24 protein-coding genes are annotated in these 23,732 nt (G+C 62.5%); all 24 read left to right on the top strand.

Annotated features, from left to right (window positions below):
- The first annotated feature begins 1 nt into the window (after position 1).
- Positions 2-1,783, top strand: a complete 1,782-nt coding sequence (gene fliF / locus F8N82_RS17115; protein WP_038996382.1) for a flagellar basal-body MS-ring/collar protein FliF — start codon at positions 2-4, stop codon at positions 1,781-1,783.
- Complete coding sequence (fliG, locus tag F8N82_RS17110; protein WP_038996381.1) at positions 1,776-2,795, top strand: flagellar motor switch protein FliG; 1,020 nt, start codon at positions 1,776-1,778, stop codon at positions 2,793-2,795. The genes fliF and fliG overlap by 8 nt, the downstream gene beginning before the upstream one ends.
- 84 nt (positions 2,796-2,879) lie before the next feature.
- Entirely contained in the window at positions 2,880-3,641 is a 762-nt protein-coding gene (gene fliH, locus F8N82_RS17105) for a flagellar assembly protein FliH (protein WP_038999533.1), read from the top strand.
- Entirely contained in the window at positions 3,631-4,992 is a 1,362-nt protein-coding gene (fliI, locus tag F8N82_RS17100) for a flagellar protein export ATPase FliI (RefSeq protein WP_038996380.1), read from the top strand. Before fliH ends, fliI begins: the two co-directional genes overlap by 11 nt.
- 6 nt (positions 4,993-4,998) lie before the next feature.
- Positions 4,999-5,451, top strand: a complete 453-nt coding sequence (gene fliJ / locus F8N82_RS17095) for a flagellar export protein FliJ (RefSeq protein WP_038996379.1) — start codon at positions 4,999-5,001, stop codon at positions 5,449-5,451.
- A gap of 92 nt (positions 5,452-5,543) precedes the next feature.
- Positions 5,544-5,849, top strand: a complete 306-nt coding sequence (locus tag F8N82_RS17090; protein ID WP_038996378.1) for an STAS domain-containing protein — start codon at positions 5,544-5,546, stop codon at positions 5,847-5,849.
- Positions 5,846-7,561 (top strand): ATP-binding SpoIIE family protein phosphatase, encoded by a 1,716-nt coding sequence (locus F8N82_RS17085; protein ID WP_038996377.1) that lies wholly within the window; start codon positions 5,846-5,848, stop codon positions 7,559-7,561. Before F8N82_RS17090 ends, F8N82_RS17085 begins: the two co-directional genes overlap by 4 nt.
- Positions 7,562-7,586: 25 nt before the next feature.
- Positions 7,587-7,934: an Hpt domain-containing protein gene (locus F8N82_RS17080; RefSeq protein WP_038996376.1), complete on the top strand. Its 348-nt coding sequence runs from the start codon at positions 7,587-7,589 to the stop codon at positions 7,932-7,934.
- 79 nt (positions 7,935-8,013) lie between these two features.
- Positions 8,014-9,312, top strand: a complete 1,299-nt coding sequence (locus tag F8N82_RS17075; protein ID WP_038996375.1) for a flagellar hook-length control protein FliK — start codon at positions 8,014-8,016, stop codon at positions 9,310-9,312.
- A gap of 140 nt (positions 9,313-9,452) precedes the next feature.
- Positions 9,453-9,947 (top strand): flagellar basal body-associated protein FliL, encoded by a 495-nt coding sequence (gene fliL, locus F8N82_RS17070; protein WP_038996374.1) that lies wholly within the window; start codon positions 9,453-9,455, stop codon positions 9,945-9,947.
- Between the two features lie 9 nt (positions 9,948-9,956).
- Positions 9,957-10,925, top strand: a complete 969-nt coding sequence (fliM, locus tag F8N82_RS17065; protein ID WP_010225006.1) for a flagellar motor switch protein FliM — start codon at positions 9,957-9,959, stop codon at positions 10,923-10,925.
- 46 nt (positions 10,926-10,971) lie between these two features.
- Positions 10,972-11,439: a flagellar motor switch protein FliN gene (fliN, locus tag F8N82_RS17060; RefSeq protein WP_038996373.1), complete on the top strand. Its 468-nt coding sequence runs from the start codon at positions 10,972-10,974 to the stop codon at positions 11,437-11,439.
- A complete protein-coding gene (fliO, locus tag F8N82_RS17055; RefSeq protein ID WP_095161943.1) occupies positions 11,440-11,892 on the top strand; it encodes a flagellar biosynthetic protein FliO in 453 nt (150 codons plus the stop codon). It begins immediately after the preceding gene.
- A complete protein-coding gene (fliP, locus tag F8N82_RS17050; protein ID WP_038996372.1) occupies positions 11,892-12,644 on the top strand; it encodes a flagellar type III secretion system pore protein FliP in 753 nt (250 codons plus the stop codon). Before fliO ends, fliP begins: the two co-directional genes overlap by 1 nt.
- Before the next feature lie 21 nt (positions 12,645-12,665).
- On the top strand, positions 12,666-12,935 hold the full coding sequence (gene fliQ / locus F8N82_RS17045; protein WP_038996371.1) for a flagellar biosynthesis protein FliQ: 270 nt from the start codon (positions 12,666-12,668) through the stop codon (positions 12,933-12,935).
- Between the two features lie 7 nt (positions 12,936-12,942).
- Entirely contained in the window at positions 12,943-13,719 is a 777-nt protein-coding gene (gene fliR / locus F8N82_RS17040; RefSeq protein WP_038996370.1) for a flagellar biosynthetic protein FliR, read from the top strand.
- A gap of 2 nt (positions 13,720-13,721) precedes the next feature.
- A complete protein-coding gene (gene flhB, locus F8N82_RS17035) occupies positions 13,722-14,858 on the top strand; it encodes a flagellar biosynthesis protein FlhB (RefSeq protein ID WP_038996369.1) in 1,137 nt (378 codons plus the stop codon).
- Positions 14,859-15,024: 166 nt separating this feature from the next.
- Entirely contained in the window at positions 15,025-17,154 is a 2,130-nt protein-coding gene (gene flhA, locus F8N82_RS17030; protein ID WP_038996368.1) for a flagellar biosynthesis protein FlhA, read from the top strand.
- A gap of 11 nt (positions 17,155-17,165) precedes the next feature.
- The gene (gene flhF / locus F8N82_RS17025; protein ID WP_038996367.1) at positions 17,166-18,473 is read left to right on the top strand and encodes a flagellar biosynthesis protein FlhF; all 1,308 of its coding nucleotides are present in this window, start codon (positions 17,166-17,168) and stop codon (positions 18,471-18,473) included.
- Between the two features lie 120 nt (positions 18,474-18,593).
- Positions 18,594-19,427 (top strand): flagellar synthesis regulator FleN, encoded by an 834-nt coding sequence (fleN, locus tag F8N82_RS17020; RefSeq protein WP_016393812.1) that lies wholly within the window; start codon positions 18,594-18,596, stop codon positions 19,425-19,427.
- The gene (fliA, locus tag F8N82_RS17015; protein WP_010225024.1) at positions 19,424-20,164 is read left to right on the top strand and encodes an RNA polymerase sigma factor FliA; all 741 of its coding nucleotides are present in this window, start codon (positions 19,424-19,426) and stop codon (positions 20,162-20,164) included. The genes fleN and fliA overlap by 4 nt, the downstream gene beginning before the upstream one ends.
- Before the next feature lie 103 nt (positions 20,165-20,267).
- On the top strand, positions 20,268-20,642 hold the full coding sequence (locus F8N82_RS17010) for a chemotaxis response regulator CheY (protein WP_038996366.1): 375 nt from the start codon (positions 20,268-20,270) through the stop codon (positions 20,640-20,642).
- Between the two features lie 19 nt (positions 20,643-20,661).
- Entirely contained in the window at positions 20,662-21,450 is a 789-nt protein-coding gene (locus F8N82_RS17005) for a protein phosphatase CheZ (RefSeq protein WP_038996365.1), read from the top strand.
- 12 nt (positions 21,451-21,462) lie between these two features.
- On the top strand, positions 21,463-23,691 hold the full coding sequence (locus F8N82_RS17000; RefSeq protein WP_038996364.1) for a chemotaxis protein CheA: 2,229 nt from the start codon (positions 21,463-21,465) through the stop codon (positions 23,689-23,691).
- The last annotated feature ends 41 nt before the right edge of the window (positions 23,692-23,732 follow it).

Genomic DNA, 23,732 nt, shown 5'->3' with positions numbered 1-23,732 from the left:
CATGGCCGAAGCAGTCGTCGATAACGTGCCCGCGAAAAGCAGCGGGGCAGCGCCCAAGCCGCCGTTGTTCGGCATGTCGTTCCTGGAAAATATTTCGCAGATGCCAATGCTGCGTCAGGTCGGCCTGCTGGTCGGTCTGGCGGCGAGCGTGGCGATCGGCTTTGCCGTGGTGCTGTGGTCGCAGCAACCGGACTACCGGCCGCTGTACGGCAGCCTGGCCGGCATGGACACCAAGCAGGTCATGGATACCCTGGCCGCTGCCGACATCCCCTACAACGTCGAACCCAATTCCGGTGCCTTGCTGGTCAAGGCCGACGATATTTCCCGTGCCCGCCTGAAACTGGCCGCCGCCGGTGTAGCGCCGAGCGACGGCAATGTCGGTTTCGAGATCCTCGACAAGGAGCAGGGCCTGGGCACCAGTCAGTTCATGGAGGCCACCCGTTACCGTCGCGGCCTGGAAGGTGAGCTGGCGCGGACCATCTCCAGCCTCAACAACGTCAAGGGTGCGCGCGTGCACCTGGCGATCCCGAAGAGCTCGGTGTTCGTCCGTGACGAGCGCAAGCCAAGTGCTTCGGTACTGGTCGAGCTGTATCCGGGCCGTGCCCTGGAAGCCGGTCAGGTGATGGCCATCGTCAACCTGGTGGCCACCAGCGTGCCGGAGCTGAACAAGTCCCAGGTCACCGTGGTCGACCAGAAGGGCAACCTGCTGTCCGACCAGGTCGAGAACTCCGAGCTGACCATGGCCGGCAAGCAGTTCGACTACAGCCGCCGCATGGAAGGCCTGCTCACCCAGCGTGTGCACAACATTCTCCAGCCGGTGCTGGGTAACGACCGTTACAAGGCCGAAGTGTCGGCAGACCTGGACTTCAGCGCCGTCGAATCGACCTCCGAGCAGTTCAACCCCGACCAGCCGGCACTGCGCAGCGAACAGTCGGTCAACGAACAGCGCTCCAGCAGCATGGGCCCGCAAGGCGTGCCTGGTGCGTTGAGCAACCAGCCACCCGGCCCGGCCTCGGCGCCGCAGACCACCGGTGGCACGCAGACTGCCGCCAGCGCCATTCAACCTGGCCAGCCGCTGCTCGATGCCAACGGTCAGCAGATCATGGACCCGGCCACCGGCCAGCCGATGCTTGCGCCGTACCCGGCGGACAAGCGTCAGCAGTCGACCAAGAACTTCGAGCTCGACCGTTCCATCAGCCACACCCGTCAGCAGCAGGGTCGCCTGACCCGCCTGTCGGTAGCGGTGGTGGTCGATGACCAGCTCAAGGTCGACCCGGCCACCGGCGATGCCGCTCGCACCCCGTGGGCTGCCGAAGACCTGGCGCGCTTTACCCGCCTGGTGCAGGATGCGGTGGGCTTCGATGCCAGCCGTGGCGATAGCGTCAGCGTGATCAACGTACCGTTCGCCGCCGACCGTGGCGAGGTGATTACCGAGATTCCTTTCTACTCGCAGCCGTGGTTCTGGGACATCATCAAGCAGGTCATGGGCGTACTGTTCATCCTGGTCCTGGTGTTCGGCGTGCTGCGTCCGGTGCTCAACAACATCACCGGCAATGGCAAGCAAGGCGCCGGTGCCGATGGCGACATGGAACTGGGTGGCATGCTCGGTCTGGATGGCGATCTGGCCAACGACCGCGTGAGCCTGGGTGGTCCGCAAAGCATTCTGCTGCCAAGCCCGAGCGAGGGTTATGACGCACAGCTCAATGCAATCAAGAGCCTGGTGGCCGAAGATCCGGGTCGTGTGGCCCAGGTCGTGAAAGAGTGGATCAACGCCGATGAGTGATAACCGAGCCCTTACCGCCAAACTGACCCGTGTCGACAAGGCTGCGATCCTGCTGCTGTCGCTGGGTGAAACCGATGCCGCGCAGGTGCTGCGGCACATGGGCCCCAAGGAAGTGCAGCGGGTCGGTGTGGCCATGGCGCAGGTGGGCAACGTCCATCGCGAGCAGGTCGAGCAGGTGATGAGCGAGTTCGTCGAGATCGTCGGCGACCAGACCAGCCTGGGCGTCGGCTCTGACGGCTACATCCGCAAGATGCTCACCCAGGCCCTGGGTGAGGACAAGGCCAACGGCCTGATCGACCGCATCCTGCTCGGTGGCAACACCAGCGGCCTGGACAGCCTCAAGTGGATGGAACCGCGCGCGGTGGCCGACGTCATCCGCTACGAGCACCCGCAGATCCAGGCCATCGTGGTGGCTTACCTGGACCCGGACCAGGCCGGTGAAGTGCTGGGCAACTTCGACCACAAGGTGCGCCTGGACATCATCCTGCGCGTCTCGTCGCTCAACACCGTACAGCCGGCGGCGCTCAAGGAGCTGAACCAGATCCTCGAGAAGCAGTTCTCGGGCAACTCCAACGCCGCGCGTACCACCCTGGGTGGTATCAAGCGGGCAGCGGACATCATGAACTTCCTCGACAGCTCCGTCGAAGGCCAGTTGATGGACGCGATCCGCGACATCGACGGCGACCTCTCCGAGCAGATCGAAGACCTCATGTTCGTCTTCAACAACCTGGCCGATGTCGACGACCGCGGTATCCAGGCGCTGCTGCGCGAAGTCTCCTCCGACGTGCTGGTGGTGTCGCTCAAGGGCGCCGACGAGAAGGTCAAGGAGAAGATTTTCAAGAACATGTCCAAGCGTGCCTCCGAGCTGCTGCGCGACGACCTCGAGGCCAAGGGCCCAGTGCGTGTCAGCGACGTCGAGACGGCGCAAAAGGAAATCCTCACCATCGCCCGCCGTATGGCCGAAGCCGGAGAAATCGTTCTCGGTGGCAAGGGCGGCGAAGAGATGATCTAAGACCTTATCGCGGGTCAAGCCCGCTCCCACAGAGGTCCTGTGGGAGCGGGCTTGACCCGCGATGTTTTGCGAGTGCGTGAAATCATGTCAACCAATGAGCACCTGAGTGAGCTGATTCGCGCCAACGACGTCGAGGACTTCGACCGCTGGGCGTTGCCCAGTTTCGATCCGGAGCCGGAACCTGAGCCTGAACCCGAGCCTGAAGCGGTTCAGGAAGAAATCGAAGAAGTGCCGCTGGAAGAAGTCCAGCCACTGACCCTCGAAGAGCTCGAAAGTATCCGCCAGGAAGCCTATAACGAAGGCTTTGCCACCGGCGAGCGCGAAGGCTTTCACAGCACCCAGCTCAAGGTTCGCCAGGAAGCTGAAGAGGCCCTGGGCGCCAAGCTGGCCAGCCTCGAACAGGTCATGACCCACCTGCTCGAACCCATCGCCGACCAGGACAGCCAGATTGAAAAGGCCGTGGTTCACCTGGTCGGACACATCGCCCGCGAGGTCGTTGGCCGCGAACTGCGCAGTGATTCCAGCCAGATCGGCCAGGTGCTGCGAGAGGCTCTGAAGCTGCTGCCAATGGGCGCCGAGAACATCCGTATCCATATCAACCCGCAAGACTTCGAGCTGATCAAAGCCTTGCGCGAGCGTCACGAGGAGCGCTGGAAGCTGCTCGAGGACGAAGCCCTGTTGCCAGGCGGTTGCCGCATCGAGACTGATCACAGCCGCATCGATGCAAGCATGGAAACCCGTATCGAAAAGGCCATGGCGCAGCTGTTCGACCAGCTCCATGACCAAAGCCTGCACCCGGCGGCACCCGACCTGCAGGTCGACCTGGACAGCCCCGATGCGCCTTGAACGAACCAGTTTCGGCAAGCGCCTGGGCGCTTACGCCGACGCCGTCAATTTACCGTCCCAGCCAGTGGTCGAAGGCCGCCTGCTGCGCATGGTCGGCCTGACTCTCGAAGCCGAAGGCCTGCGCGCGGCGGTCGGCAGTCGCTGTGTGGTGATCAACGACGACAGCTATCACCCGGTGCGGGTCGAGGCTGAGGTCATGGGCTTTGCTGGCGGCAAGGTGTTCCTCATGCCGGTCGGCAGCGTTGCCGGCATTGCCCCGGGTGCGCGTGTGGTGCCGCTGGCCGATAGCGGCCGCTTGCCCATGGGCATGAGCATGCTCGGGCGGGTGCTTGACGGTGCCGGACGAGCCCTGGACGGCAAGGGCGGGATGAAAGCCGAAGACTGGGTGCCCATGGATGGCCCGACCATCAACCCGCTCAACCGCGACCCGATCAGCCAGCCGCTGGATGTCGGCATTCGCAGCATCAACGGATTGTTGACGGTCGGCCGAGGCCAGCGCCTGGGTCTGTTTGCCGGTACCGGCGTCGGTAAGAGTGTGCTGCTGGGCATGATGACCCGCTTTACCGAAGCGGACATCATCGTCGTCGGCCTGATCGGTGAGCGCGGTCGCGAGGTCAAGGAATTCATCGAGCATATTCTTGGTGAAGAAGGCCTCAAACGCTCGGTGGTGGTGGCATCGCCCGCCGACGATGCGCCGCTGATGCGCTTGCGTGCGGCAATGTACTGTACGCGCATCGCCGAGTACTTTCGCGACAAGGGCAAGAACGTCCTGTTGCTGATGGATTCGTTGACCCGTTTCGCCCAGGCCCAGCGGGAAATCGCCCTGGCCATCGGCGAGCCGCCGGCGACCAAGGGTTATCCGCCGTCGGTGTTCGCCAAGCTGCCCAAGCTGGTGGAGCGCGCCGGTAACGGCGAGGCCGGTGGCGGCTCGATCACCGCTTTCTATACCGTACTGTCCGAAGGTGACGACCAGCAGGACCCGATTGCCGACTCGGCGCGGGGCGTGCTTGACGGCCATATCGTACTGTCCCGGCGCCTGGCCGAGGAGGGGCATTACCCGGCCATCGATATCGAGGCGTCCATCAGCCGGGTCATGCCGCAGGTGGTCAGCCCCGAGCAGATGACCGAAGCGCAGCAGTTCAAGCAGCTGTGGTCGCGCCTCTCGCAAAGCCGCGACCTGATCAGCGTCGGCGCCTACGTCGCCGGTGGCGATGCCGAAACTGACCTTGCCATCGCCCTGCAGCCGCGCCTGGTGCACTTCCTGCGCCAGGGCCTGAACGACAACGTCGGCATGCAGCAAAGCCGCGAGCATCTGGCCAGCGTGTTCGCCCAGCCCGCGGCTGGCGGCTGATAGCTTATGGCTCAGCCCAGCCGTGCCGCGCGTCTGGCGCCGGTGGTGGAGATGGCGGAAAACGCCGAACGCCAAGCCGCCCAGCGCCTGGGGCAGTTCCAGCAGCAAGTCAACATGGCCCAGGTCAAGCTCGCCGAACTCGATCGCTTTCGCGAAGACTACCAGTTGCAGTGGATCGACCGCGGCGGGCAGGGCGTGTCCGGCAGCTGGCTGGTCAATTACCAGAGCTTTCTCGGTCAGCTGGAAGCGGCCATGACCCAGCAGCGCCAGAGCCTGGCCTGGCACCAGAACAACCTGAAAAACGCCCGTGGTACCTGGCAGCAGGCCTATGCGCGGGTCGAAGGCTTGCGCAAACTGGTGCAGCGCTACATCGATGAGGCGCGGATGATCGAGGACAAGCGTGAGCAGAAGTTGCTCGATGAGCTGTCCCAGCGCCTGCCGCGCCACGACCGCTACTGATCCGCGCTTGGTCGTTGCAGCTTGCCGCCGGGGGGTGGGGCTGCTAAACCTTCTAGATGTCTGCAATCGTCGCAATGGAAGGAATCATCGACATGGCAGTTGTATCTGAAGTATCCCCGGATGGGAAAAAACTGACGATAAAAGTCAAAGGACGTTTTGACTTCGGCAAGCATCAGGAATTTCGCCAGGCCTACGAACACGAGCAGCACCGGCCGGATTCAGTGGTTGTCGACCTCAAGGAGGCAACCTATCTCGACAGTTCGGCCCTGGGCATGCTGTTGCTGTTGCGCGATCACGTTGGGGGTGATGACTCGGAAATCCGTGTGGTCAATACCAGCTCCGATGTGCGAAAGATCCTCGCCATCTCCAACTTCGACAAGCTGTTCGACATCAGTTGAGCCAGACCACCCATGACCTCGAGGCGCTCACCATCCTGATCGCCGAAGACGGTGCCGCTGATCGTTTGCTGCTCGCCACTATCGTGCGCAAGCAGGGGCATCAGGTGCTCACGGCCGAAGATGGCGAACAGGCGGTAGCGCTGTTCGCCGCACAGCGCCCGCACATGGTCCTGCTCGATGCCTTGATGCCGGTGATGGACGGTTTCGAGGCGGCGCGGCAGATCAAGGCCCTGGCGGGCGAGGCGCTGGTGCCGATCATCTTTCTCACCTCGTTGAGTGAAGAGCAGGCGTTGGTCCGTTGCCTGGAGGCAGGTGGCGACGACTTTCTGGCAAAACCCTATAGTCCGGTGATCCTGGCCGCCAAAATCAAGGCGATGGAGCGGATGCGCCGGCTGCAGGCTACGGTGCTGGAGCAGCGTGACCAGATTGCCCGTCATCACAGTCATCTGCTCAACGAACAGCGGGTCGCCAAGGCGGTGTTCGACCAGGTGGCGCATGCCGGTTGCCTGAGTGCGCCGAATATCCGCTACCTGCAATCACCCTATGCCTTGTTCAATGGCGACTTGCTGTTGGCTGCCTTCACGCCGGCGGGGGACATGCACGTGTTGCTGGGTGATTTCACTGGGCACGGCTTGCCGGCCGCGGTGGGCGCGATGCCCCTGGCCGAGGTGTTCTACGGTATGACCGCCAAGGGCTACGGCTTGGCCGAAACCCTGCGCGAGATGAATGCCAAGCTCAAGCGCATTCTGCCGGTGGATATGTTCTGTTGTGCGTTGCTGCTCAACTTGAGCTTTCAGCGACGGGTGGTCGAAGTATGGAATGGCGGCATGCCGGACGGCTATCTGTTGCCTGCTGGCGGAGGGGAGCCATTGGCGCTGGTGTCGCGTCATCTGCCGTTGGGCATCCTGGCGCCGGAACGCTTTGATGACGCCACGCAGGTGCTGCCGCTGGCGTTGGGCGAGCGCCTGTTTTTGCTGTCCGATGGGGTGGTCGATACCAGTGATGACAACGACCAGTTGTTCGGTGTCGAGCGCTTGCGTCGGGTGCTGAGCGCCAATCGGCAGCCGGCGCTGTTGTTCGAAGAGGTGCTGCAGGCGTTGGAAGCCTTTCGCGGGCGCTCGCGAGACGACGTCAGCCTGTTGGATATCGAGGTAGTCGAGCCGCAGCAGTTGTCACCGCTGCCGGTGATCTATTCTGACAGTGGTCAGTCCAGCCCGCTGGACTGGTCGTTACAGTTCGAGTTTCGCGCTGACACGCTAAAGCGTTTCAATCCATTACCTTATCTGCTGCAACTGCTACAGGAGATACACGGTCTGCGGGCCCAGAGCGGGGCGCTGCACAGCGTCCTCACCGAGCTGTATTCCAACGCCCTGGAGCACGGCGTGCTGGGTCTGGATTCGGCGCTCAAGCGCAATGCGCACGGCTTTGCCAGCTACTACCAGATGCGTGAGAAGCGCCTGCAAGCATTGAGCGAGGGCTTTATCCGTGTGTACCTGCGGGTGGAGCCGGATCGGCAGGGCGGGCGTCTGATTATTGAGGTCGAAGATAGCGGCAAGGGCTTCAATGTGAGTAAAGTGCTGGCAAGGCCTGTGTCCGAACAAGGGTTGTGCGGACGCGGTCTGAGCCTCATACGCCGGTTGAGCCGGCGTGCCGAATGGGCCGACGAGGGGCGCCGCGCATGCGTGGAGTTCGCCTGGGAGGCTCTGGCATAATCCAACTTGATCAAGGAGTGAGCAAGTGTCCGACATTCACATCGATCGCGAGGTGCTCAGCGACCTGCAGGAGGTCATGGAAGATGGCTACCTGCAATTGCTGGAAACCTTTCTTGAAGATTCCGAAAAACGCCTCAGCCAGTTGCATGAGGCGAAGAACGCCGACGAAGTGGCGCGTGCCGCGCACAGTTTCAAGGGCAGCAGCAGCAACATGGGCGCCGTGGCGCTGGCCGAGTTGTGCCGGCAGCTCGAAGACCGGGTCAATCACGGCCCGTTGCAAGGGATCGAGGATTTGATCAATCAGATCGACCGCGAGTACGCAGCGGTTCGTGATCTGTATCGCGATGAGCGCCAGCGGGTGTCGATTGGTTGAGCATGAGGGCAAACTTGGCGCGAGTTTTGCGTAGTCTTCGCTAATTCACGTTTACGACTTTTGTAGCGGAGACTCCTACATGCCTGTCGCCTCCAATCCCCTGTTGCATTCCAGTGCCCTGGCGAAGCCTTCGCGCGCCGCTGCCAGCGCGCCGGATAAATCGCCGCAGGCCCCTAACGACAAGGCGTCCGGCTTTTCCGATGTATATGCCAAGCAGTCCCGCGAGGCGACTGCGGGCGCCAACGAGACGCCTGTGCCTGACAAACCCGCTGCTGGCGCAAGCAGCGGCAAGGACGCCACCGCCGCCCCGTCGAAGATTGCCGACAGCGGCAAGAACTTGCCTGAAGACCAGGACCGCGCCGAGGTCGATCCGGCGCCGTTGCCTGACCCGACCTTGCTCGACCCCAGCCTGGTGGCTGGGCAAGTGACCGATGCACAGCCGGGAGCGCAGTTGATCCAGGCCCAGGCTGAAGCCGTGGCGCCAGTAGTTGAGGCGGCCGCAGCGCAGTTGCAGGCGGCAGCCGTGGTGAGTCAGCCGGTAGCCAAAGAGCCCGATTTCGATCCTGAGGCCGATCCGCTGGCCGATCTGCCGGCCTTGCGCATGGCCCTTGAGCAGAGCGCTCAGGCCCAGGGCACGACGTCGGCGCATGCTGCGGGCAAGGCGGGCAATGCCGAGCCTGACGCGGCACCCGCACAGCCAGCCGTCAATACACTGGCGGCCCTGCTCGACAAGCCGGGAGCCGATGCCAAGCAGGGTGAGCCGGGCGAAAAAGCCTTCAGTGGCCTGATCGACGATGGTCTTAAAGATCTCAAGAGCGCTTCGGCCGATACCCGCGTCGACAACTTCGCCGAGCGCCTGAGCAGCCTGACCCAGGCGGCCACGGCCAAGACCGCCAACGCTGTGCCGGTGGCGGCGCCTTTGAACCAGCCGTTGGCGATGAACCAGGGTGGCTGGACCGAAGGCCTGGTCAACCGGGTGATGTACCTGTCCAGCCAGAATCTGAAGTCGGCGGATATCAAGCTTGAGCCGGCCGAGCTCGGGCGCCTGGACATCCGCGTCAACCTGGCGCCGGAGCAGCAGGCCCAGGTGACCTTCGTCAGTGGTCATGCCGGGGTGCGCGAAGCGCTGGAGAACCAGGTTGGCCGACTCAAGGAAATGTTTGCCCAGCAAGGGCTGGGGCAGCCGGACGTCAACGTCGCCGATCAGTCCCGTGGTGGCCAGCAGCAGGGCGCCCAGGACACGCCGAAGCTCAGTGGCGTGGCAGCGCGGCGCAATGAAGCTGCCGAATCCGCTGAGTCCGGGGAAATCGCACCGGGTGCAATGGCGGTCGAGCAGCAGTCCGTCGTGGGCTCAAGCGCCGTGGATTACTACGCCTGAATCGCGGGTCAAGCCCGCTCCCACAGCCCCTGTAGGAGCGGCTTGGCCCGCGATCAATCACCCTCCAGACAAATCTGGCATAACACTTGCTCAACCCTCGCCATGTGACTGAAATCTCCGATGAATGACGGATTATTGGCATGGCGAAGAGCGAAGCAGAGAAAGACCCCGCCGCTACAGGCAAACTCAAGCTGATCCTGCTGTTGGTGCTGGCATTGCTGCTGGCTATCGGTCTGTCGGTTGGCGCCACCTGGTTCTTCCTGCACAAGTCCGAGGACAAGCCGGCGGTCGATCCGGCCCTGGCCAACCTCAAGCCGGCGGCGATCTACGAGCCCCTGGCACCGGCCTTCGTGGTCAATTTCAACCAGAACGGCCGGCAGCGCTACATGCAGGTGAGCATCACCATGCAGGGGCGTGATCAGGCCGCGCTGGATGCCCTGAAGGTGCACATGCCGGTGATTCGCAACAACTTGGTCATGCTGTTCTCGGGCCAGGGCTTTGACACCCTGTCCAGCCCGGTCGGCCAGGAAATGCTGCGTCAGAAGGCCACTGCCAGTGTCCAGGAAGTGGCGCAGAAGGAAGTCGGCAAGCCGGTCGTTGACCAGCTGCTGTTCACCAATTTCGTATTGCAGTAGGAGCCCCAGATGGCCGTGCAGGACCTGCTGTCCCAGGATGAAATCGATGCCTTGTTGCATGGCGTCGACGATGGTCTGGTGCAAACCGAAAGCAATGCCGAACCCGGCAGTGTCAAAAGTTATGACCTGACCAGCCAGGATCGGATCGTCCGTGGACGCATGCCGACCCTGGAGATGATCAACGAGCGATTCGCCCGTTATACCCGCATCAGCATGTTCAACCTGTTGCGCCGCTCTGCGGACGTGGCGGTCGGTGGGGTGCAGGTGATGAAGTTTGGCGAGTACGTGCATTCGCTGTACGTACCGACCAGCTTGAACCTGGTGAAGATCAAGCCGCTGCGCGGTACCTCGTTGTTCATCCTCGACGCCAAGCTGGTGTTCAAGCTGGTGGACAACTTCTTTGGCGGCGACGGTCGTCACGCCAAGATCGAAGGTCGCGAGTTCACGCCGACCGAGCTACGCGTAGTGCGCATGGTGCTGGACCAGGCCTTCGTCGACCTCAAGGAAGCCTGGCAGGCGATCATGCCGGTCAACTTCGAGTACATCAACTCCGAGGTCAACCCGGCCATGGCCAACATCGTCGGGCCGAGCGAAGCGGTGGTGGTCTCGACCTTCCACATCGAGCTCGATGGCGGTGGCGGTGACCTGCACGTGACCATGCCGTACTCGATGATCGAGCCGGTGCGCGAAATGCTCGATGCCGGTTTCCAGTCCGACCTGGACGACCAGGACGAGCGCTGGATCAAAGCCCTGCGCGAAGACGTGCTGGACGTCAGCGTGCCGCTCAGCGCCACGGTCGCCCGTCGCCAGTTGAAGCTGCGCGACATCCTGCACATGCAGCCGGGCGACGTGATTCCGGTCGAGCTGCCGGAAGAGCTGATCCTGCGGGCCAACGGCGTGCCGTCGTTCAAGGCCAAGCTGGGTTCGCACAAGGGCAACCTGGCCCTGCAGATTATCGATCCGATCGAGCGCCGCTGAGGCGCTCGTGGTTCCAACTCCGAATTGATTGCCCGTCGAGGACAAAATGGCTAACGAAAACGACATCACCTCCCTGGAGGACCAGGCCCTGGCCGATGAGTGGGCTGCGGCCCTGGAAGAAACCGGCGACGCCGGCCAGTCCGACATCGACGCCTTGCTCGCCGCCGACACCGCCAGCGCACCGGCGTCCAACCGCCTGGCCATGGAAGAGTTCGGCAGCTCGCCGCGCAGCAACGAACAGGTCACCCTCGATGGCCCGAACCTGGATGTGATCCTGGACATTCCAGTGAGCATTTCCATGGAAGTGGGCAGCACCGAGATCAACATCCGCAACCTGCTGCAGCTCAACCAGGGTTCGGTAATCGAGCTCGACCGCCTGGCCGGCGAGCCGCTGGACGTGCTGGTCAATGGCACCCTGATCGCTCACGGTGAAGTGGTGGTGGTCAACGAAAAGTTCGGCATCCGCCTGACTGACGTGATCAGCCCAAGCGAACGCATCAAGAAGCTGCGCTGAGTGAGCAGGCTCCTGCGCAACGGCCTGGCCCTGGTTAGCGGCCTGTATGTGGATGTTGCCCTGGCGACCACGCAGCCGGCGGCTGCGGTGCTGGCGCCGGCTGCCAGTGGCAGCGCGGCAGGGCAGTTGACCCAGCTGGTACTGGGCCTGCTGTTGGTGCTGGGGCTGATCTTCGTCCTGGCCTGGCTATTGCGCCGGGTACAGAACGCCGCGCCCGGCAGTGGTCAGGTCATCGAAATCCTCGGCACTCGTTCGCTGGGGCCGCGGGATCGCCTGTTGCTGGTCCAGGTCGGCAAGGCGCAGATTCTCATCGGTCATTCGCCGGGCACTATTGAAGCCCTGCATGTCATGGCCGAACCGATTGAAGTGCCCGCCAGTGCGCGCCAGGCAACACCGGAATTCGCCCAGCGGCTGATGGAGCTGATGGGCAAGGATCAGAAGGGAAGGTCGTGATGGGCGCGTTGCGCATGATGTTGACGCTGCTGCTGATGCTGGCAGCGCCGCTGGCCCTGGCGGCTGATCCACTGTCGATTCCGGCTATCACCCTGTCCAGTGGGGCTGACGGCCAGCAGGAATACTCGGTCAGCCTGCAGATATTGCTGATCATGACGGCGCTGAGCTTCATTCCGGCGTTCGTCGTGCTGATGACCAGCTTCACCCGCATCATCATCGTCTTTTCCATTCTGCGCCAGGCCCTGGGCCTGCAGCAGACGCCGTCGAACCAGATCCTCAACGGCATGGCGCTGTTCCTGACCCTGTTCATCATGGCGCCGGTGTTCGATCGGATAAACCAGGAGGCCGTGCAGCCGTACCTGGCGGAGAAGCTCAGCGCCCAGGATGCGATCAGCAAGGCCCAGGCGCCGCTGAAGAACTTCATGCTGGCGCAGACCCGCGAGAGCGACCTGGACCTGTTCATGCGCCTGTCCAAGCGCACCGACATTGCCAGCCCGGATCAGGCGCCGCTGACCATCCTGGTGCCGGCCTTCGTCACCTCGGAGCTCAAGACCGCGTTCCAGATCGGTTTCATGATCTTCATTCCGTTCCTGATCATCGACCTGGTGGTGGCCAGTGTGCTGATGGCCATGGGTATGATGATGTTGTCGCCGCTGATCATCTCGTTGCCGTTCAAGATCATGCTGTTCGTCCTGGTCGATGGCTGGGCGCTGATCATGGGTACCTTGGCCGGCAGTTTCGGCGGCGTCTGACGCCGCGAGGAGAAGTAGTCCATGACCCCTGAAGTGGCTGTCGACCTGTTTCGCGATGCGCTGTGGCTGACCACCCTGATGGTCGCCATCCTGGTGGTGCCGAGCCTGTTGGTGGGCCTGATCGTTGCGATGTTCCAGGCCGCCACGCAGATCAACGAACAGACCCTGAGCTTCCTGCCGCGCCTTTTGGTGATGCTGGTGACGCTGATCGTGGTCGGCCCGTGGCTGGTGCAGAAATTCATGGAATACATCCTGTCGTTGTACGGCAGCATTCCGCAACTGATCGGCTGACCCGGCGATGCTCGAGCTTACCGATGCGCAGATCGGCGCCTGGGTGGCCAGTTTCATCCTGCCGCTGATTCGCGTCACGGCGGTGCTGATGACTATGCCGATTTTCGGTACGACCCTGGTGCCGACGCGTATTCGTCTGTATTTCGCCCTGGCGATTACCGTGGTGATCGTCCCTGGCTTGCCGCCAATGCCGGTGGTCGAGTCGCTGGATCTCAAGACGATGTTGCTGGTGGCCGAGCAGATCATCATTGGCGCTGTGTTCGGCATGGCGCTGCAGCTGTTCTTCCAGATATTCGTCATCGCCGGGCAGATCGTCGCGATCCAGATGGGCATGGCCTTTGCCTCCATGGTCGACCCGGCCAACGGCGTCAACGTCGCGGTGGTCAGCCAGTTCCTGACCATGCTGGTGACCTTGCTGTTCCTTGCCATCAACGGCCACCTGGTGGTCTTCGAGGTGCTGACCGAGAGCTTTACCACCTTGCCGGTGGGCGGCGGCTTGCTGGTCAATCATTTCTGGGACCTGGCCGGGCGCCTGGGCTGGGTGCTGGGTGCGGCGCTACTGTTGGTGTTGCCGGCGATTACCGCGCTGCTGGTGGTCAACATTGCTTTTGGCGTGATGACCCGGGCGGCGCCGCAGTTGAACATCTTTTCCATCGGCTTTCCGCTGACCCTGGTGCTGGGGTTGGTGATCTTCTGGATCACTCTGGCCGATATTCTTCCTCACTATCAGTCGCTGGCCTCCGAGGCTTTGCAATGGCTGCGTGAACTGGCACGGGCGCGCTGAGCATGGCAGAGAGCGAAAGCGGTCAGGACAAAACAGAAGACCCCACGGAGAAGCGCAAGAAGGACGCGCGCGAGAAGGGTGAGATTGCCCGCTCCAAAGAACTCAACACGGTGGCGGTGACCCTGGCGGGTGCGGGGGCGCTGCTGGCGTTTGGCGGTGGCCTGGCGCAAACCCTGATGGAGCTGATGCGCAGCAACTTCACCTTGTCGCGCGAGGTGCTCATCGATGAGCGCTCGATGGGTATTTTCCTCATGGCCTCGGGCAAGATGGCCTTGTTGGCCACTCAGCCGGTGTTGCTGGTGCTGTTGATCGCGGCAATTATCGGCCCGGTGTCGCTGGGTGGTTTCCTGTTTTCCAGTAGCTCGCTGGCGCCGAAGTTCAGTCGCATGAACCCGCTGTCGGGGATCAAGCGGATGTTTTCGGTCAATGCCTTGTCCGAGCTGCTCAAGGCACTGGCCAAGTTCTTCATGATTCTCATCGTCGCCCTGACGGTGCTGTCGGCTGACCGCGACGACCTGCTGGCGATTGCCAACGAGCCGTTGGAGCAGGCGATCATCCATAGCGTGCAGGTGGTCGGCTGGAGTGCGCTGTGGATGGCGGCGGGCCTGTTGATCATTGCTGCGGTGGACGTACCGATCCAGCTCTGGCAGGCACACAAGAAGCTGCTGATGACCAAGCAGGAAGTGCGCGACGAGTACAAGGACTCCGAAGGCAAGCCCGAGGTCAAACAGCGCATTCGCCAGCTGCAGCGCGAGGCCTCGCAGCGGCGGATGATGGCGGCGATCCCCGAGGCGGATGTGATCATCACCAACCCGACCCACTATGCCGTGGCGCTCAAGTACGATCCGCAGAAGGGCTCGGCGCCGCTGCTGTTGGCCAAGGGCGCCGACTTCATTGCCTTGAAAATTCGCGAAATCGCCAACGAGCACAAGATCCAGGTGCTCGAATCGCCGGCGCTGGCGCGCTCGATCTACTACTCCACCGAGCTTGAGGAAGAGATTCCTGCCGGTTTGTACCTGGCGGTAGCCCAGGTGCTGGCCTACGTCTACCAGATCCGCCAGTACCGCGCCGGCAAGGGCAAGCCTCCGGAGCCGCTCAAGGATTTGCCGATTCCGCCGGATTTGCGCCGCGATTCCTGATCAAGCCTACGGATTCATTGTGGGGGCGGCCTTGCCGGCGATGGCTGCGCAGCAGTCCCGCGTCATTCAAACCACCTCGTTCAGCAAAGTTGGAAAGCTTCTTGCAAAGGCAGCGCTGCGCGCCTCACGCGCGTCAAAGTTTTGCTTGAGCTAACGAGGAATACCGGTGGATCGCTCTCAGTTAATCAACAGTGCCCGTAGTAACCTGGTCGGCCTAGGCCGGGGGAACCTGGGTGTGCCGCTGTTGCTGCTGGTGATGCTGGCAATGATGATGTTGCCGATCCCGCCGTTTTTGCTCGACGTGTTCTTCACCTTCAACATCGCCTTGTCGATCGTGGTCCTGCTGGTCTGCGTGTATGCCCTGCGCCCGCTGGACTTTGCTGCGTTCCCGACCATCCTGCTGGTGGCGACATTGTTGCGCCTGGCCCTCAACGTAGCGTCCACGCGGGTGGTGATGCTCCACGGCCATGACGGCCATGAGGCCGCCGGTAAGGTGATCCAGGCTTTCGGCGAGGTGGTGATCGGCGGTAACTACGTGGTCGGTATCGTGGTCTTCGCGATCCTGATGATCATCAACTTCGTGGTGGTGACCAAGGGTGCCGGGCGTATTTCCGAGGTGAGCGCGCGCTTCACTCTCGACGCCATGCCTGGCAAACAGATGGCCATCGACGCCGACCTCAACGCCGGTCTGATCGACCAGGCCCAGGCCAAGGCGCGCCGTGCCGAAGTGGCCGGCGAGGCCGAGTTCTACGGCTCGATGGACGGTGCCAGCAAGTTCGTTCGCGGTGACGCCATCGCCGGCCTGCTGATCCTGTTCATCAACCTGATCGGCGGCATGGCCGTCGGTATGTTCCAGCACAACATGACCTTTGCCGACGCCGGCAAGGTTTACGCCCTGCTGACCATCGGCGACGGTTTGGTGGCGCAGCTGCCATCGCTGTTGCTGTCCACCGCAGCGGCGATCATGGTTACCCGTGCCTCGGGCTCCGAGGACATGGGCAAGCAGATCAACCGGCAGATGTTCGATTCACCCAAGGCCCTGGCGGTCTCCGCTGGCTTGATGATCGTCATGGGCCTGGTGCCGGGCATGCCGCACGTTGCCTTCCTGAGCCTCGGCCTGCTGGCCGGTGGTGGTGCCTACCTGGTGTGGCGCAAGCAGAACCAGGTCAAGCTCAAGGCCCTGGAAGAGGTGCAGCGCCAGCAGGACCTGCTGCCTTCGCCCCAGCGCGCCATGGAAACCAAGGAGCTGGGCTGGGATGACGTCACCCCGATCGATATGATCGGCCTTGAGGTCGGCTACCGGCTGATCCCCCTGGTGGACCGCAACCAGGGCGGCCAGTTGCTGGCGCGGATCAAGGGCGTGCGCAAGAAGCTATCCCAGGACCTGGGCTTTCTCATGCCCACGGTGCATATTCGCGACAACCTTGACCTGGCACCCAGTGCCTACCGTCTGACCCTGATGGGGGTGATCCTGGCCGAAGCCGAGATCTACCCGGACCGCGAGCTTGCGATCAACCCCGGGCAGGTGTTCGGTACCCTCAGCGGCATTGCCGCCCGCGACCCGGCTTTTGGCCTGGAAGCGGTGTGGGTCGACGTCAACCAGCGCAGCCAGGCGCAGTCGCTGGGCTACACCGTGGTGGACGCCAGTACCGTGGTCGCCACTCACCTCAACCAGATCCTGCACAAGCACTGTCATGAGCTGATTGGTCACGAAGAGGTGCAGCAGCTGTTGCAGGTGCTGGCCAAGGCTTCGCCCAAGTTGGCCGAGGAGCTGGTGCCAGGCGTCATTTCGTTGTCGGGGCTGCTCAAGGTCCTGCAGGCGCTGCTCGCCGAGCAGGTTCCGGTGCGTGACATTCGCAGCATTGCCGAGGCCATCGCCAACAACCCGGGCAAGAGTCAAGATACCGCCGCGTTGGTGGCCGTAGTGCGCGTCGGATTGTGTCGCGCTATCGTGCAAAGCATTGTCGGCGTTGAGTCCGAGCTACCAGTGATCACCCTTGAGCCAAGATTGGAACAGATTTTGCTCAATAGTTTGCAAAGGGCTGGGCAAGGCCAGGAAGACGGTGTTCTTCTGGAGCCGAGCATGGCCGAAAAGCTTCAGCGTTCGTTGATCGAAGCCGCCCAGCGTCAGGAGATGCAAGGGCAGCCGGCGATCCTCCTGGTCGCAGGACCGGTACGAGCCATGCTGTCGCGCTTCGGTCGCCTGGCTGTACCGAATTTGCATGTTTTGGCGTATCAGGAAATACCTGACAACAAGCAAGTTACCATCGTCGCCACAGTGGGCCCGAACGGCTGAGGTAGTGGGTTATGCAAGTTAAGCGTTTTTTCGCCGCCGATATGCGTCAGGCCATGAAGCTGGTTCGCGATGAGCTGGGGGCTGATGCCGCCATCATTGGCAACCGTCGGATTGCCGGCGGTGTCGAACTGACGGCTGCGCTGGACTACAAGCTGTCCGCTCTTGCGCCGCGGGTGCCGAATGTCGAACTCGAAGACGAGCTGCGCAAGACCCAGTCGCGCATCGTCACGGCCCAGGCCGAACTGAGCAGCCGCAGCGAGAGCGAAGACGCCAACCGCCAGCTGTTTGCCGGCTTGCCGCTGACCGCGTCCGAGCCGCTGGTCGACCCGCAGGTCGAAGCGCCGGCAGCCCCTGCTGCGCCAGCCGCGCCGATTGATCCGCGCCTGTTCGATTCGATGCGCTCGGAACTGTCGGGCTTGCGCGAACTGCTTGAAGTGCAGCTTGGCTCGCTGGCCTGGAGCCAGTTGCAGGGCAACAAGCCGCAGCAGGCCAACCTCTGGCGGCGCTTGCAGCGTATCGGCCTGTCGGGGCCGATTGCCCGCGAACTGCTCGAGCTGACCACCGAAATCGAAGAGCCGCGTCACGCCTGGCGCATGCTCCTGGCGCATCTGGCGCGCATGATTCAAGTGCCGGAAATCGAACCGATCGAAGAAGGCGGTGTCATTGCCATGGTCGGTCCGGCCGGCATGGGCAAAACCACCACCCTGGCCAAGCTCGCCGCCCGCTACGTGCTCAAGTACGGCGCGCAGAACCTGGCCCTGGTGAGCATGGACAGCTTCCGCATCGGCGCCCAGGAGCAACTCAAGACCCTGGGGCGGATCCTCAACGTCTCGGTTACCCACGTTGACCCGGGCCAGTCGCTGGCCCAGGCCCTGGACCCGCTGCTGCGCAAGCGCGTGGTGCTGATTGACACCGCCGGCCTGCAAGCCAGCGACCCGGCGCTGCGCATGCAGCTAGAAACCCTTGCCGGGCGCGGGATTCAGGCCAAGAATTACCTGGTGCTGGCAACCACCAGCCAGAAGCAGGTGCTGACCGCCGCCTACCACAGCTACAAGCGCTGCGGCCTGGCCGGTTGCATCCTGACCAAGCTAGATGAAACCGCCAGCCTCGGCGAAGTATTGAGCCTGGCAATCAGTCACGAACTGCCGGTGGCCTATCTTACCGATGGCCCGCGCATTCCTGACGACCTGCACCTGCCGCGCCGGCACCAGTTGGTCAGCCGCGCAGTGAGCGTGCAGATGCAGGACGAGCCCAGCGAAGAGGCCATGGCCGACATGTTCGCTGATCTCTACCACAGCTCCGGAAAACGCGTGGGCTGAGGTGAATATGAATACGTTGCAAAGTACCTACATCAATGGTCTGCCAGGCATTTTTCAGGTGTTGAAAGCGCAGCCCAGTCATGTGGCCTCGGTCTAAGTAAGACAAGGTAAAGAACAAACATGGGTAGCATGCATCCCGTACAGGTGATCGCCGTGACCGGTGGCAAAGGTGGCGTCGGCAAGACTAACGTGTCAGTGAACCTGTCGCTGGCGCTGGCTGAGCTTGGCCGTCGGGTCATGTTGCTGGACGCCGACCTGGGTCTGGCCAACGTCGACGTGCTGCTGGGCCTGACGCCCAAACGCACCCTGGCCGACGTCATCGAAGGCCGTTGCGAGCTGCGCGATGTGCTGCTGCAAGGCCCCGGCGGTGTGCGCATCGTGCCGGCGGCCTCGGGTACGCAGAGCATGGTGCACCTGGCCCCGGCCCAGCACGCCGGCCTGATCCAGGCCTTCAGCGAGATCGGCGACAACCTCGACGTGCTGGTGATCGATACCGCTGCGGGTATCGGTGACTCGGTAGTCAGTTTTGTCCGCGCCGCCCAGGAAGTGCTGCTGGTGGTATGCGACGAGCCCACCTCGATCACCGACGCCTACGCCCTGATCAAGCTGCTCAACCGCGATTACGGCATGAACCGCTTCCGCGTCCTGGCCAACATGGCCCAGAGCCCTCAGGAAGGGCGCAACCTGTTCGCCAAGTTGACCAAGGTCACTGATCGCTTCCTCGATGTCGCCTTACAATACGTCGGTGCGGTGCCTTACGACGAATGCGTGCGCAAGGCGGTGCAGAAGCAGCGAGCGGTCTATGAAGCCTTCCCGCGTTCCAAGTGCGCGCTGGCATTCAAGGCCATTGCCCAGAAGGTCGATAGCTGGCCGCTGCCTGCCAACCCACGGGGGCACCTGGAGTTCTTCGTCGAGCGTCTGGTGCAACCGACGAGTGCGGGTCCGGTGCTATGAACGCCAGCGGTTATCGGATGTACAGCAAGGCTTCGCGTGACGCCCAGTACGAGCTGATCGAGCGTTACGCGCCGTTGGTCAAGCGCATCGCCTACCACCTGCTGGCACGTCTGCCGGCCAGTGTGCAGGTCGAGGACCTGATCCAGGCCGGAATGATCGGCCTGCTCGAAGTTGCCAACAAGTATGACGCGAGCAAGGGGGCCAGTTTCGAGACCTACGCCGGCATCCGCATCCGCGGCGCCATGCTCGATGAAGTGCGCAAGGGCGACTGGGCACCGCGTTCGGTACACCGCAATACCCGCATGGTCAGTGACGCGATTCGTGCAATTGAAGCAAAAACCGGCCGCGACGCTAAAGATCACGAGGTTGCTGCCGAACTTCAATTGAGTCTCGATGATTATTACGGGATTTTGAATGACACCCTGGGCAGCCGCCTGTTCAGTTTCGACGACCTGTTGCAGGACGGCGAACATGAAGGCCTGCACGAGGACGGTGCCAGTGCCCAGCTCGAGCCTTCGCGCGATCTGGAAGACGAGCGTTTTCAGGCAGCCTTGGCCGATGCCATCGCCAACCTGCCGGAACGCGAACGTCTGGTCCTGGCGCTGTACTACGACGAAGAACTCAACCTCAAGGAGATCGGTGAGGTCCTGGGGGTGAGTGAGTCGCGCGTCAGCCAGTTGCACAGCCAGTGCGCGGCACGTTTGCGTGGTCGCCTGGGGGAATGGCGGGCGCGTTGAACAAAGGTTCGATGCAGTCGTGAAATGTAGTGCCGAATTGATTGAATGCGCGTTCCGCGCTGAACGCGTTAAAGACTGCTTGGAGGTCTAATTGAACAAAGACATGAAAATCCTCATCGTGGACGACTTCTCGACGATGCGGCGGATCATCAAGAACCTGTTGCGTGATCTGGGCTTTACCAACACCCAGGAAGCCGATGACGGCACCACTGCGCTGCCGATGCTGGAAAGCGGCCATTTCGACTTTCTGGTCACCGACTGGAACATGCCTGGCATGTCCGGTATCGACCTGCTGCGCAAGGTGCGTGCCGACGAGCGTCTGAAACACCTGCCGGTGCTGATGGTGACTGCCGAAGCCAAGCGCGAGCAGATCATCGAAGCCGCCCAGGCCGGGGTCAACGGCTACGTGGTCAAGCCGTTCACCGCCCAGGTGCTGAAAGAAAAGATCGAAAAGATCTTCGAGCGCGTCAATAGCTGAGGTACGCCACGGGGGCGCTATGGAGCAAACACAATCATCCTTGGGCGAGTTTGAGTCGACACTCAAGAAGCACGCCCGGGAACTGGTCGACAGCCTTGAACGAGGCAAGTTCGGCGACGCGGTGCAACTGATCCATCAGCTGAACCAGACCCGTGACCTTGGCCTGTACCAGGAAGTCGGCAAACTCACCCGCGAGCTGCACAGCGCGATCGTCAGCTTCCAGATCGACCCGCACATGCCGCAGGCCGAGGAAGTGTCGCAGATCACTGATGCGACCGAACGCCTGTCCTACGTGGTCAAGCTGACCGAGGGCGCGGCCAACCGCACCATGGACCTGGTCGAGGCCAGCACGCCGGTACTCAACGAATTGAGCGATGAAGCCAAGGCGCTGAGCGTCGACTGGCAGCGTTTCATGCGTCGTGAAGTGGCGGCGCCGGAGTTTCGTGAGCTGGCCAAGCGTGTCGACAGTTTCCTGACGCGCAGCGAGGAGGGCAACCGCAAGGTCGCCAGCCACCTCAATGACATCCTTCTGGCTCAGGACTACCAAGACCTGACCGGCCAGGTGATCAAACGCGTCACGACGCTGGTCACCGAAGTAGAAAGCAATCTGCTCAAGCTCGTGCTGATGGCAAGTCAGGTCGACCGTTTTGCCGGTATCGAACATGACCACCAGCAGCTGCGCGCTGAAAAAGATCAAGAAAAACATCCGACTCGGGGTGAAGGTCCGCAGATTCATGCCGATAAGCGTGAAGACGTTGTGTCCGGTCAGGACGATGTCGACGATCTGCTGTCCAGTCTGGGTTTTTAGGGAGCACGTTTAATGAGCTTCGGCGCCGATGAAGAAATCCTTCAGGATTTCCTGGTAGAAGCCGGCGAAATTCTTGAGCAACTGTCCGAGCAACTGGTCGAGCTGGAAAGCCGTCCGGATGATGCCGACCTGCTCAATGCGATCTTTCGCGGTTTTCACACTGTAAAAGGGGGCGCCGGCTTCCTCCAGCTCAATGAGCTGGTGGAGTGCTGCCATATCGCCGAAAACGTGTTCGACATCCTGCGCAAGGGTGCCCGGCGCGTCGACTCCGAACTGATGGACGTGGTCCTGGAAGCCCTGGACACGGTCAACAGCATGTTCGGCCAGGTGCGCGAGCGCACCGATATCACCCCGGCCACCCCCGAGCTGCTGGCGGCGCTGTCGCGCCTGGCCGAGCCTGCCGGGGAAGACGAAGTGGCAGCCCCTGCCGCTGAGCCCGAGGTGGTTGAAGCGCCAGCGGCCGAGGCCGAGGCGGACATTACCGACACCGAATTCGAACAGCTGCTCGACTCGCTCAATGCGGTCAAGGCCGAGGCCGAAGCCCAGGTGGCCGAGCCTGCCACTGACGAAATCACCGACGCCGAGTTCGAGTCGCTGCTTGACCAGTTGCACGGCAAGGGCCAGTTCGCCGCCGACAACCTCGGCGCTGCAGGTGAAGCACCGGTTGCGGCCGCTGCGGCGGGCGACGCCAGCGGCGATATCACCGATGACGAATTCGAAGCGCTGCTCGACCAGTTGCACGGCAAGGGTACCTTTGCCGTCGATGCACTGCCGGGCGCCGCTGCCGCGCCTGTGGAGGCCGCCGCGCCTGCCGCGGCTGGCGATCACATCTCTGAGCATGAATTTGAAGCGCTGCTCGACGAGCTGCACGGCAAGGGCAAGTTCGCTCCGGACGCCGTAGCCACTGCCGCACCTGCTGCTGTCGCGGCGCCAGCCAAAGCTGCAGCCAAGCCTGCGCCGGCACCTGCCGCCAAGGCCGCTGCGCCAGCCCCTGCGGCCAAAGCACCGGCTGCGGCGCCTGCACCGGCACGCCAGGCCGCTCCGGCTGCCGAGAAGCATCCCGCCAGCGAAACCGAGACCACCGTACGGGTCGATACCGCGCGGCTCGACGAGATCATGAACATGGTCGGCGAGCTGGTGCTGGTGCGTAACCGTCTGGTGCGCCTGGGCCTGAACAGCGGCGATGAGGCTATGTCCAAGGCCGTGTCGAACCTCGACGTGGTCACCGCCGATCTGCAGACCGCGGTGATGAAAACCCGCATGCAGCCAATCAAGAAGGTCTTCGGGCGTTTCCCGCGCCTGGTTCGCGACCTGGCCCGGCAGCTCAAAAAAGAGATCAACCTGGAACTGGTCGGTGAAGAAACCGACCTCGACAAGAACCTCGTCGAGGCCCTGGCCGACCCGTTGGTGCACTTGGTGCGCAACGCCGTCGACCACGGCGTCGAGACCCCGGAAGAGCGCGAAGCCTCAGGCAAGTCCCGTGGCGGCAAGGTGGTACTCTCGGCCGAACAGGAAGGCGACCATATCCTGCTGTCGATCTCCGATGACGGCAAGGGCATGGACGCCGACGTGCTGCGTGCCATCGCGGTCAAGCGTGGCGTGATGGACAAGGACGCGGCCGATCGCCTGAGCGAGACCGAGTGCTACAACCTGATCTTCGCCCCGGGCTTCTCGACCAAGACCGAGATCTCCGACGTGTCCGGGCGTGGCGTGGGCATGGACGTGGTGAAAACCAAGATTTCCCAGCTCAACGGCTCGATCAACATCTATTCGACCAAGGGCCAGGGCTCGAAGATCGTTATCAAGGTGCCGCTGACCCTGGCGATCATGCCGACCCTGATGGTCATGCTGGGCAACCAGGCGTTCGCCTTCCCGCTGGTCAACGTCAACGAGATCTTCCACCTCGACCTGTCGCGCACCAACGTGGTCGACGGTCAGGAAGTGGTGATCGTGCGTGACAAAGCCTTGCCGCTGTTCTACCTCAAGCGCTGGCTGGTCAGCTCGGCCGCTCATGAAGAGCAGCGCGAGGGCCATGTGGTGATCCTTTCGGTGGGTACCCAGCGTATCGGCTTCGTCGTCGATCAACTGGTGGGCCAGGAAGAAGTGGTCATCAAGCCGCTGGGCAAGATGCTCCAGGGCACCCCGGGCATGTCGGGCGCCACCATTACCGGTGACGGGCGCATTGCGCTGATCCTCGACGTACCGAGCATGCTCAAGCGTTACGCCGCCCGGCGTATTTGATTCTGGTGGCGCGGCGAAATCGCCGCGCCCCCTAATGGAGT

Source organism: Pseudomonas fluorescens (assembly GCF_902497775.2).
Classification (GTDB): Bacteria; Pseudomonadota; Gammaproteobacteria; order Pseudomonadales; family Pseudomonadaceae; genus Aquipseudomonas; species Aquipseudomonas putida_F.
Note: the sequence above shows the minus strand (reverse complement) of the source record. Positions and strands in the feature narration are given on the sequence as shown.